Annotated in this window: 8 protein-coding genes; 5 read left to right on the top strand and 3 right to left on the bottom strand. The window is 69.1% G+C overall.

Translation table 11 applies throughout. The features are described 5' to 3' along the window. Positions 1-202: 202 nt before the first annotated feature. Complete coding sequence (locus ACIPVK_RS09390; RefSeq protein ID WP_407611710.1) at positions 203-2494, top strand: RelA/SpoT family protein; 2292 nt, start codon at positions 203-205, stop codon at positions 2492-2494. 30 nt (positions 2495-2524) lie between these two features. Here the strand turns inward: ACIPVK_RS09390 and ACIPVK_RS09385 are convergent, their stop codons facing one another. Together ACIPVK_RS09385 and ACIPVK_RS09380 are read right to left on the bottom strand one after the other, a co-directional pair. Continuing rightward, on the bottom strand, positions 2525-3184 hold the full coding sequence (locus ACIPVK_RS09385; RefSeq protein WP_407611709.1) for a type IV toxin-antitoxin system AbiEi family antitoxin: 660 nt from the start codon (positions 3182-3184) through the stop codon (positions 2525-2527). 185 nt (positions 3185-3369) lie between these two features. Continuing rightward, positions 3370-5004: a DUF349 domain-containing protein gene (locus ACIPVK_RS09380; protein ID WP_407611708.1), complete on the bottom strand. Its 1635-nt coding sequence runs from the start codon at positions 5002-5004 to the stop codon at positions 3370-3372. 263 nt (positions 5005-5267) lie between these two features. Between ACIPVK_RS09380 and hisS the strand changes: the two genes are divergently transcribed. The 3 genes from hisS to ACIPVK_RS09365 all read left to right on the top strand — a co-directional run bounded on the left by hisS (position 5268) and on the right by ACIPVK_RS09365 (position 9350). Continuing rightward, entirely contained in the window at positions 5268-6605 is a 1338-nt protein-coding gene (gene hisS, locus ACIPVK_RS09375) for a histidine--tRNA ligase (RefSeq protein WP_407611707.1), read from the top strand. Between the two features lie 208 nt (positions 6606-6813). Then, complete coding sequence (gene aspS / locus ACIPVK_RS09370; RefSeq protein ID WP_407611706.1) at positions 6814-8616, top strand: aspartate--tRNA ligase; 1803 nt, start codon at positions 6814-6816, stop codon at positions 8614-8616. Positions 8617-9068: 452 nt separating this feature from the next. Further along, a complete protein-coding gene (locus tag ACIPVK_RS09365) occupies positions 9069-9350 on the top strand; it encodes a PadR family transcriptional regulator (protein WP_407611705.1) in 282 nt (93 codons plus the stop codon). Between the two features lie 117 nt (positions 9351-9467). Here the strand turns inward: ACIPVK_RS09365 and dtd are convergent, their stop codons facing one another. Then, positions 9468-9908, bottom strand: a complete 441-nt coding sequence (gene dtd, locus ACIPVK_RS09360) for a D-aminoacyl-tRNA deacylase (protein WP_407611704.1) — start codon at positions 9906-9908, stop codon at positions 9468-9470. 190 nt (positions 9909-10098) lie between these two features. On the opposite strand from dtd, the gene ACIPVK_RS09355 reads away from it, so the two are divergent. Further along, positions 10099-11805, top strand: a complete 1707-nt coding sequence (locus ACIPVK_RS09355) for a DUF222 domain-containing protein (RefSeq protein WP_407611703.1) — start codon at positions 10099-10101, stop codon at positions 11803-11805. Positions 11806-12006 lie beyond the last annotated feature (201 nt).

Raw genomic sequence — 12006 nt, 5'->3', positions numbered from 1 at the left:
GGGGGGGGGGGGTGGGCCCCCCCCCCCCCCCCCCCGTCCGCCTTTGGCGCCGAAGTGCTATAACCTAGCAAGAGGAAGTCGGGCAGGCCTTCGTCCGGGTGGCCCCGCGTGGCGCCCGGCGCGGGGGCCTGTTTCGACAGCGACGAACTTAGTGCGGAGCCAGCGCCACGGCGACGGACCCCGATCGAAAAGGAGGCACCCCATGGCCGAGAACCACGGTGTCATGATGCCCGGGGCCCCCAATCCCGTCCCCAGGCGCGGGACGATCTCCCGGCTGGTCCGCCTGGCCGGACGCGGGCCCAGCGCGCAGCCCCCGACGCTGGAGCCGTTGTTGCGCACCGTGCGCGCGCAGAACCCCAAGGCCGACCTTGACCTGCTGGCCCGCGCCTACGCCGTGGCCGAGCACTGCCACGAGGGCCAGAAGCGCAAGAGCGGGGACCCGTACATCACCCACCCGGTCGCGGTTGCCACGATCCTGGCGGAGATGGGGATGACCGGGGCGATCCTGGCCGCCGCGCTGCTGCACGACACCGTCGAGGACACCGACTACTCGCTGGAGGCCCTCACCCGGGAGTTCGGCGAGGAGATCGCCAAGCTGGTCGACGGGGTCACCAAGCTGGACAAGGTGCAGTTCGGGGAGGCCGCCCAGGCCGAGACCGTGCGCAAGATGGTCATCGCCATGTCCAAGGACATCCGCGTGCTGCTGATCAAGCTGGCCGACCGCCTGCACAACGCGCGGACCTGGCGCTACGTCTCCCCGGAGTCCAGCGCCAAGAAGGCGCGCGAGACCCTGGAGATCTTCGCCCCGCTGGCCCACCGGCTGGGCATGAACACCGTCAAGTGGGAGCTGGAGGACCTCTCCTTCGCGGCCCTGCACCCCAAGGTGTACGAGGAGATCGTGCGCATGGTGGGGGAGCGGACCCCGGAGCGCGAGAAGTACCTGACCACGGTGCGCTCCGCCATTGCCGAGGACATCACCGCCGCGCGGCTGCGCGGCACCATCAGCGGCCGGCCCAAGCACTACTACTCGATCTACCAGAAGATGATCGTGCGCGGCAAGGACTTCGACGACATCCACGACCTGATGGGCGTGCGGGTGCTGGTGGACACCGTGAAGGACTGCTACGCGGTGCTGGGGCTGATGCATGCGCGCTGGACCCCGCTGCCCGGGCGCTTCAAGGACTACATCGCGCTGCCCAAGTTCAACCTGTACCAGTCGCTGCACACCACCGTGATCGGGCCCGGCGGCAAGCCGGTGGAGATCCAGATCCGCACCCACGACATGCACCAGCGCGCCGAGTACGGCGTGGCGGCGCACTTCAAGTACAAGCACGGCTCGACCCAGGACGGCCGCAGCGTCGAGGAACAGGACATGGACTGGCTGCGCAGCCTCATGGACTGGCAGAAGGAAACTTCCGACTCCAACGAGTTCCTGGACTCGCTGCGCTACGAGATCAACACCGCCGAGGTCTTCGTCTTCACCCCCAAGGGGCAGATCATGTCCCTGCCGGTGGGCGCCACCCCGGTGGACTTCGCCTACTCGGTGCACACCGACGTCGGACACCGCACCATCGGCGCGCGCGTGAACGGCAAGCTGGTGCCGCTGAACTCCGAGCTGCACCACGGCGACATGGTCGAGGTCTTCACCTCCAAGGCCGAGAACGCCGGCCCGTCCCAGGACTGGCAGGGCTTCGTCAAGTCCGCCCGCGCCCGGAACAAGATCCGCCAGTGGTTCACCAAGGAACGCCGCGAAGAGGCCATCGAAAAGGGCAAGGAGCAGCTGACCAAGGCGCTGCGGAAGAACAACCTTCCGCTGCAGAAGCTGATGACCCACGACGTGCTCTCCGCCGTCGCCCAGGAGCTGCGCCACCACGACATCTCCGCGCTCTATGCCGCGGTCGGCGACGGGCACACCTCCGCGCAGAACGTCATCGAGCACCTCACCGCGCTGGTCGGCGGCGAGGCCGGCGGCGTGGAGGAGGTGCTGGAGGAAACCCCCATCTACGCGGTGCCTGCCCGGGCCGCCGACTCCGATGCCGGGGTCATCGTCCCGGGCGCCGGCGAGGTGCTGGCCAAGCTGGCACGCTGCTGCACGCCCGTGCCGCCGGACCCGATCCGCGGGTTCGTCACGCGCGGTTCCGGGGTCTCGGTGCACCGCACCGACTGCGTGAACCTCAAGCAGCTCGAGCAGCAGCCCGACCGCCTGGTCGAGGTGCAGTGGGCGCCGACCAAATCCAGCGTCTTCCTCGTGGAGATCCTGGTCGAGGCGCTGGACCGCAAGTCGCTGCTCTCGGATGTGACGCGGGTGCTCTCGGAGAACCACGTGAACATCCTGGCCGCCAGCGTCTCCACCTCGCGCGACCGTGTCGCGTTCTCCCGCTTTGCCTTCGAGATGGGCGACCCGAAGTACCTCAGCCACGTGCTGAACTCGGTGCGCCGGATCGACGGTGTGTACGACGTGTACCGCACCTCCGGCGGGACCCGACGCTCCTAGCGCGCCGCCCGCGGCGTGGCCCGGGGTGCCTTAGGCCGCCGCGGGCAGGTCCCGTTCCATCAACCGGGTGATGGCGCCCAGCGCGCGGCGCCGGCCCGGACGGCGCACCTGGGCGTCGACCTGCTCCAGCATCTCCGCGTAGCTGCAGCGCAGCCGGGCCGAGGCGCTGATGGCGGCCAGCACCGGCAGCGACTCGCGCAGCTCGGAATTGAAGGCAATGTCCATCGCGGTGCGCAAGGGCGAGGTGACGGCGACGCCGCCCACCGTGCAGATCTGCTCCTCGTCCAGCGTTCCCTCGCTCAGGCGCAGGATCATCCGCGAGGTCGGTGCGCAGGGGCGGTGGTAGCGCGGCACCACGATGTCCAGTTCGCGCGGCATCGGCGCGCAGCCGTAGACCCACGCCGCGGTGACCTTGCACAGGGCGCGGCCCGGCACCAGCTGCTCCCCGGCCACCGCGGCGGCGACCCGCGCGCGGGTGACCGGGTTGTCGGGGTGCACCGCGGAGACATAGGCCCCGGGCAGCATCTCCCGCAGCGAGCCGCGCAGCCTCAGGGCCTGCAGCTCGTTGAGCGTGAACGGCTCATCAACCAGGATGACCTGCGGGCCGCGGCGCGCGGCGGGATGCAGGGGTGTTGGTTCGATCGGCCCGCGGCCGATGTCCGGATCGCTCCGGGGGATTGTGCGTTCCATCCCTCCACTGTCACAGGCCCGGGTGCCTGGCGGCAGGGGAGCGGCCCAAATTGTGGATAACCCCCCCCGCCGCCGGGGAACGACCGCTTGAACTCAAGCCGGCAACGGAATGGTGCGTTAAACAACACGGGCGGGTGCGGTCCGCATGGAACCGCACCCGCCCGGTGGGCGGTGCGTGTGTGCCGTTACTGGAAGTCCGCGGAGGACTTCTGCAGGGTCTCGAGCCACAGGCGGCGTGCGTCCAGGGCTTCCTGGGCCGCCTTGATCTTGGACTCGACGCCCTTGGCCTTGGCCTTGGCCAGGTCCTCCTCGAGGCCTGCGATGGCGTCCTCGAGTTGGGTCAGCATCGAGTTCGAGCGTGCCTTGGTCTCCGGGTTGGACCGGCGCCACTGCTCGTCCTCGGCCGAGCGGACGGCCTCCTCGACCTGGCGCAGCGAGGACTCGACGCGCTGCATGTCGGCGCGCGGGACCTTGCCCGCGGCCTCCCAGCGGTCGCGGATCGAGTCCAGCAGCCTCTTGGCCGTGGTCAGGTCCTTGATCGGCAGCAGGGCCTTGGCCTCCACCAGCAGGGCCTCCTTGACGATGAGGTTCGCGCCGAACTCCTCGTCGATGGCGGCGTTCGCGGCCTGGCGGGCCTCGAAGAAGACGTCCTGCGCGGCGCGGAAACGTGCCCACAGGGCGTCGTCGTCCTTGCGCGAGGCGCGCTTGGAGGCCTTCCACTCGTCCATCAGGCGGCGGTATTCGCCGGCGGTCGGTCCCCAGTCGGTGGAGCGTGAGAGTTCCTCGGCGCGGGCGATCAACGCTTCCTTGGCGGCCTTGGCCTCGGAGTTGGTCGCATCGAGCTGCGAGAAGTACGCGCGGCGGTGGCGGTCGAAGGTGGTGCGGGCGCCGCGGAAGCGCTTCCACAGGGAATCCTCGGTCGAGCGGCCCAGGCGCACGCCGGACTTCTGCGCGGTCTTCCAGGCGTCGAAGAGGTCGTTCATGCGGTTGGACCCCTGCTTCCACTGCACGGTCGTCGGGTCCGTGGCGGCAAGCGCCTCGGCCTCGGCGACGATGGCCTCGCGGGCGGCGAGCTCGGTGGCACGCAGCTCCTCGTTGGCCTTGCGCTCGACGGCAACCAGTTCGGCAACGGCGGCACGGGCGGTCTCGATGCGCGCCTCCAGTGCGGGGATGTCCCCGACCATGGCACGCTCGGCCACGGTGGCGGCGAGGTGGTCCAGGGTCTTGTTCATGTCCGAGCTCGGGGCCTTGGCCGCGACGCGCTGCTCCAGGAGCATGAGCGAGGAGACGACCTCGTCGTGCTTGCGCACGAAGTAGGCCAGGGCTTCCTCGGCGGTGGCATCCGGGTACTGTCCCACGGGGTGCTCGGCACCGTCGATGAGCAGGAAGACGTGTCCGTCCTCGGATACGCGGCCGAACTTGGCGGCTTCCTCCGGCGGGGTGGTGAACGTCGGGGGAGCGGCAACGGGTGCGGCGACCTTCGCGGCGTGCTTGCCCGAGGGGCGCGGAGCCGGGGCCATGGCGGCGGGGGTCGGCACCGCGGAAGGGGTCGGAACGGCGGGGGCTGCCGGGGCTGCCGGGGCTGCCTTTGCTTCGGCTGCCTCCTCGGCGGGGCCTTCCGTTGCCGGGGCCTCCGCCGCTTCCTCGACTACTGCCTCGGATTCCGGGGCCTGCTCTGCTGCCTCCGGCTCGGATTCCGGGGCCTGCTCTGCTGCCTCCGGCTCGGTGGCCGGGGCCGCCTCCACGGTGCTTTCGGGTTGCTGCTCCTCGGCCGCTGCTGCCGGCTGGAGATTGTCGTCGGATTGCTGACTGGTGGTCACCGCTGAAACTCTTTCGCTAGGTTCGGCCCCGGATATGCGCCGGGACACAACTGTCACCGCCACTTTACCCGCCAAGGCCATGGCCTCGGTACTCCGCCGCCGCAAAACCGTGACGCATTCGAGTCGTTTCGCCCTCGGCGCATCGCCGCGCCATTAGACTTGGTTCCCTACGTGCCCGCCGCCGGGCACAGAGTTCCTCGCACCGGCGGCCCGCGGGACGTGGCAACCACCAGCATTCCCCCTTTACTAGGAGTACAGACTTCATGGCACGCAAGGCCTCACTATCCGGCTTCCCCGAATGGCTCCCGCAGGAGCGCGCGGTGGAGCAGCATGTATTGGACACGCTGCGCCGGATCTTCGAGCTGCATGGGTTCGCCAACATCGAGACCCGCGCCGTGGAAACCGTCGGACAGCTGCTGCGCAAGGGCGAGATCGACAAGGAGGTCTACGGGCTTTCCCGCCTGGCCGCCGAGGAGTCGGCGAAGAACGACCCGAACGCGCTGGCCCTGCACTTCGACTTGACCGTGCCCTTCGCCCGCTACGTGGTGGAGAACGCCGGGCACCTGCCCTTCCCGTTCCGCCGCTACCAGATGCAGAAGGTCTGGCGCGGCGAGCGCCCGCAGGACGGCCGCTTCCGCGAATTCACCCAGGCCGACATCGACGTGGTGGGCGACGGCGAACTGCCCTTCCGCTACGACGTGGAACTGGCCCTGGTCATCGCCGAGGCGCTTTCCGCGCTGCCCATCGGCGACTTCCGCCTGCGCGTGAACAACCGCAAGCTCGCCGAGGGCTTCTACCTGGGCCTGGGCCTTGAGGACACCGCCGGCGTGTTGCGCTCCATCGACAAGCTGGAAAAGATCGGTGCGGCCAAGGTCGCCGAGGCGCTGAAGAACGAACTGGGCGCCACCGACGAGCAGGCCGCCGCCGCGCTGGCCCTGGCCTCCATCTGCACCGCGGACACCTCCTTCGTCGAACAGGTCCGCGCCCTGGGCGTGACCCACCCGTTGCTCGAGGAGGGCCTGGACGAGCTCTCCCAGGTCATCGAGGCAGCCGTGCGCCGCGCCCCGGGCAAGGTCGTCGCCGACATGTCCATCGCCCGCGGCCTGGACTACTACACCGGCACCGTCTACGAGACGGTGCTGGTGGGGCACGAGTCCCTGGGCTCGATTTGCTCCGGCGGGCGCTACGAGTCGCTGGCCTCCACCGGGAAGAAGAACTACCCGGGCGTGGGCCTGTCCATCGGTGTCACCCGCCTGGTCTCGCGGATGCTCGCCGAGGAATCGGCCACCGCCGCACGCACCGTGCCCTCCGCCGTGCTGGTCACACTTGCCAACGACGACTCCTGGAACGAGGCGCAGGACGTGGCCGCCGCGCTGCGCGCCCGCGGCATCGCCTGCGAGGTGGCGGCCAAGGCGGAGAAGTTCGGCAAGCAGATCAAGTACGCCGACAGGCGCGGCATCCCCTTCGTCTGGTTCACCTCCGAGGACGGCACCCACGAGGTCAAGGACATCCGCAGCGGCGAGCAGACCGCCGCGGACCCGGCTTCCTGGATGCCGGCGGACGCGGACCTGTCCAACCTGGTCACCGCCGCCCGCCCCTAGCTGCGGCACCGATACCGCGGCCCCCTTCGTGGAGGCGCCGGCGTGAGTCAGCGCACAACGAAGCGGGTTGCGGTGCAGCGGGCACGGCAGTGCCGGTAAACTCGCACATAGATTCTTCTCGACCGCACCCCAGGCGCGCAACCGCCACCGGCTTCAGCCGGCCTTCGGGACACCAGCGGAAATTCGCACCTTTGTAGAAAGGAATGCAGTGCTACGCACTCATCAGCTCGGCACCTTGACCGCCGAGCACATCGGAGAAACCGTCACCCTCACCGGTTGGGTGGCCCGCCGCCGCGACCACGGCGGGGTCGCCTTCCTTGACCTGCGCGACGCCTCGGGCTTCGCCCAGGTCGTGGTGCGCGAGGAGGAGGTCTTCCACCCGCTGCGCAACGAATTCGTCCTGCAGATCACCGGCAAGGTCGAGCGCCGCCCCGAGGGCAACGAGAACCCCGCCCTGGCCACCGGCGAGATCGAGGTCATCGCCGAATCCGTCGTGGTGCTGAACACCGCCGCGCCGCTGCCCTTCCAGATCGACGAGCACGTCGAGGTCGGCGAGGAGGCGCGCCTGCGCCACCGCTACCTGGACCTGCGCCGCCCGACCCCCAACCGCAACATCCGCCTGCGTTCCGAGGCCAACCGGATCGCCCGCAACCTGCTGCACGGCGACGGCTTCGTGGAAATCGAGACCCCGACGCTGACCCGCTCCACCCCCGAGGGTGCCCGCGACTTCCTGGTCCCGGCACGCCTGGCCCCGGGCTCCTGGTACGCGCTGCCGCAGTCCCCGCAGCTGTTCAAGCAGCTGCTGCAGGTCGGCGGCTTCGAGAAGTACTACCAGATCGCCCGCTGCTACCGCGACGAGGACTTCCGCGCCGACCGCCAGCCGGAGTTCACCCAGCTGGACATCGAGGCGTCCTTCGTCGAGCAGGACGACATCATCGCGCTCGGCGAGTCCCTGGTGAAGGAACTCTGGAAGCTGATCGACGTCGAGATCCCGACCCCGATCGCCCGCATCACCTACCACGAGGCCATGGCCAAGTACGGCTCGGACAAGCCGGACCTGCGTTTCGGCCTCGAGCTGACCGACATGACCGAGTTCTTCAAGGACACCGACTTCGGCGTCTTCAAGGCCCCGCACGTCGGTGCCGTGGTCATGCCCGGCGGCGCCTCCCAGCCCCGCCGCACCCTGGACGGCTGGCAGGAATTCGCCAAGCAGCGCGGCGCCAAGGGCCTGGCCTACGTGCTCTACAAGGAGGACGGCGAACTGGCCGGCCCCGTTGCCAAGAACCTGACCGATGCCGAGCGCGCCGGATTGGCAGAGGCCACCGGAGCCAAGCCCGGTGACTGCATCTTCTTCGCCGCCGGCGACAAGAACGAGGCACGGGCCCTGTTGGGCGCCGCCCGCGTGGAAATCGGCCACCGCACCGGCCTGATCAAGGAAGGCGACTGGGCCTTCGTGTGGGTCGTCGACGCCCCGATGTTCGAGCCGGCCGCCGCCGCGGTGGCCTCGGGCGACGTGGCGGTGGGCTCCGGTGCCTGGACCGCCGTGCACCACGCGTTCACCTCGCCGCGCCCGGAGTTCCTGGACACCTTCGACACCGACCCGGAAAGCGCCCTCTCCTACGCCTACGACATCGTCTGCAACGGCAACGAGATCGGCGGCGGGTCGATCCGTATCCACCAGCGCGACGTGCAGGAGCGGGTCTTCAAGCTGATGGGCCTGGACAAGGAATCCGCGCAGTCCAAGTTCGGCTTCCTGCTCGAGGGCTTCAAGTACGGCGCCCCGCCGCACGGAGGCATCGCCTTCGGCTGGGACCGCGTGCTGCAGCTGCTCACCGGCTCCGACTCGATCCGCGACGTCATCGCCTTCCCGAAGACCGGCGGCGGCTTCGATCCGCTGACCAGCGCCCCAGCGCCGATCACCGCGCAGCAGCGCAAGGAGGCCGGCGTCGACTCGAAGCCCGAGTCCAAGAAGGCCGAGTCCAACGAGCCGGCCACGGCCGAAGCCAAGTAGTCCCGCACCGCCCACAGGCGGTTGGCCCGGGGGCGTCCACCATCACGGTGGGCGCCCTCTTGCTTGTCCGGGGGAATCCGGCGGGGGAACGGGCGGTGCCGCGAGGCGCCCCGGCCCTTGAAACGGAGGGCCGAGCCGGTCGGGGAGACGGGCCTGAGCCCGGATCGGCACGCAGCCCCGCGACACGAAAGAACGACCGTGGAAAACCCGCACGAAACGTGGACAACCTTAGTAAGATTAATTATCTAGATAAATTTTTGACTTAGTCCGTCATTTGGCGGCGTGCGTCATGCACCCGTCCCACCCCCACCGAAAGGCCTCGACATGGAACCACTGATCCCGTGGATGCCCGGCGCTTTCGCCGACGCTCTTCGTGCGGAAAACCGCCGCCGGACAGGGGAGTGGGCATGCTGAGCGGCGGCAAGGAGTTTCCCGGCGCGTGGCAACGGGCGATGCTGCCACTGAGCCTGCTCGACGCGCTGGAGGCGGGGCCCAATCACGGATACGCGCTGGCCCAAGCGCTCGAAGCCCGCGGGTTCTCGCCCATCAAGGGCTCCACGCTGTACCCGGCCCTGGTCAAGCTCGAGGCCGCCGGGCTCATGGACAGCACCTGGGAGGACGGGGACGGGGCACCGGGGCGCAAGGTCTACACGCTCACCGGCAGCGGCCGCGGTCACCTGGCTGCGCAGCGCGAACTCTGGGTTTTCTTCCAGGGCGCCGTGCTGCGGGAGTGAATGGGGGGGGATACCGGCCGGTTCGCACGTCCCGGGCCATATGGGCCGCAAGCCTGACGGAACTGCTGGCCGAACCCCGGACCAGGCCCGCGCCGACCCGTTCAGTCTCGGATGAACCTAGCCGGGCAGCTCGTCGGTGTCGACGATGAGGGTGTACGGTCCCGAGTTCACCAACGAGACCTCCATCATCGCGCCGAACACGCCCGATTCCACGTGGGCACCGAGCGCGCGCAGCTGCGCCATGAACTCCTCGTACAGCGGCTCGCTCACCGCGCCCGGTGCCGCATTCGTCCACCCGGGGCGCCGCCCCTTGCGCACATCCCCGTAGAGCGTGAACTGGCTGATCACCAGCAACGGGGCGCCGAGGTCCTCGCACGACTTCTCGCCCTCCAGCATCCGCAGGCGCCACACCTTGGCCGCCAGTTTGGCCGCCAACGCCGGGGTGTCGCCGTGCGTCACGCCCAGCAGCACCACCAGGCCGGGCCCGTCGATCTTCCCGACGACCGAACCTTCGACCTCGACCGAGGCCCGGGAAGCCACCTGCAACACTGCCTTCATGCATCCACCTTCTCATCGATTTCCGTTGCTGCGGCGCGATTCGCCGCCCACGCGCCGCCGGACCTAGCGAGCCTACCGTTTTGCCCGGGCACGGGCATATTCGGGGGACCACGGGGGCACCGCCCCACTTCCCCGCACAACCGGGGCGATCCCGGGGCGGGCGCGGGCCGGAAGGCGGACACTGGTGGGCATGGGCACACCACTATCTGCGCCACTGACGGCACAGGAGACGACTGCGGAGCTTGGCCGGAAGATGGCCGCTGCGGCACTTGCCCTGTCCGAGGTCACCGCGCAGCTGGAACAGGTCGTGCTCGATGCGTCCTCCGGTGCGGCGATGCTGGGCCTGCTCGAGCGCAGCCACCGTTCCATTGCCTATGGCCAACTCGTGGTCGTCCAGCGCGCCGCAGCCGCAGAGGTTCACCGGCTGGACCCGGTCATCGCCCAGAAAATCGACGAACTCGTGGCCCACCCCGAGGATCTGGCGAGCGGCGCCGCCGCCATCCCGAGCGAACGACTGCGCACCGGGATGGCGCCGCACCGCAACATCCTGGCCTACATGCAGGCGCACCTGCATATTTCCGGTTCCGATGGCCGACGCCGCATCACCGGTGCCAAGCTCCTGGTTGCCCCGGCCCAACCCGTGGACGACGGCGGGACCCCGGCGGCACCCAGCTACCCGATCCTGGCCCGGGCCGCGGCCGACGGCAGCGCCGACGTCGGCAACCTCTCCTCCGTCGCCGGCCGGCTCGACTCCATGCAGCCGCGCATCAAGCCACGGCCCGACGCCGGCAAGGTCAACAACGCCATCGAGGAATCCCTGGTCCATGAGGCACGCACCGGCGAGCCCAAGATGTGTGGCAAGGCCCTGCAGGACTGGGGCAGCTTCCTGGCCGAGAACGGGACTCCCCTCAGCGATGAGGAAATCCGTGCCAGGCGGGGCTGCTTCTACCGCGGATTCCGTGACGGCAGCGACGAATACCTGCTGCGCTGCGACCCCCTCGACTCCGAAACCATCGTCGCCTTCGGCGAGGCCTGGACCAACCCCCGCTCGCTGAAGGCCCCGCCGTACTCCGCCTCCACGAACCCCGGTCTCGCCACGTCCGCCCCGGACGACGCCACTGCCGACCCCGACGGTGGGTCCGAGTCCGGGACCCCGCGCTTTTCCCCGGCGGGTACACCCGCACCTGAATGGGCCAGGCCCGCAGATGCCGGGGACGAGGACATCCCGCTGAGCGGACTAGCCTGCGGACTTCCCCCGGAAGGCTCGGGGCTCGCGGCCCTGACGGCACAGGACCCACGCACCAGCCCGCAGCTGCTCCTCGATGCCCTCGTTGCCGCATGCTCCGGGGCATTGAACGGCACCGACATCAGCGAAACTGGCGGCATGAGGGTCAAGATCGGCGTCCTGATCGGCTACCGCAGCTTGCTGGGCCAGTGTGAAGAAGCGGGATTGACCGCACACAACCGTCCCATTTCCGCAGCCAACATCAGGAGACTCGCCTGCAACGGCGACATCCTGCCGGCTGTCCTCGGAGAGAACGGGGAAGTCCTCGACCTGGGCCGCGAAGTCCGCGGTTTCTCCAAGGCCCAACGCAAGGCCATCGCCATCAGGGATCGCGGGTGCATCATGCCCGGCTGCACGCGGCCCGCCTCGACCTCCGAGTGCCACCACGTCATACCCTGGCTCGAAGGCGGCGAAACGAACGTGGGAAATTCGGCACTCCTGTGTGAATACCACCATGTCCAGGTGCATGCGGGCCTCATTACGCTGAAGTCGATCGATGGTGTTCCCTATGTCATCGCCATCGACGGACAACCACGCGGCGCACCGCAGCGGAACCTTTACTGGCACCCCGAGCTTCGCACCATCGGATTCACGGCGCCCCTGTTCGACTAGGGCAGCCAGCGATTCGCGATGGCGGCGCGCCGATCGTGCCACAACTCCCGGGTGTTGTCTTTTCCTGCCGGTGGGGTTGCCCCCAGCTCCGCCGTTGTGTCGGATGTGACGGCTCCCGGGCCCTGCCGCCAACGAAGCGCCGTAAAACACCTTCGGGCGCACCGATGCATCCACAGTTCCATCAAGCCACGCTGACGGGGA

It is taken from the genome of Paeniglutamicibacter sp. MACA_103, assembly GCF_045798555.1.
Taxonomy (GTDB): Bacteria; Actinomycetota; Actinomycetes; order Actinomycetales; family Micrococcaceae; genus Paeniglutamicibacter.
This window is presented reverse-complemented; position numbering and strand designations above follow the sequence as displayed.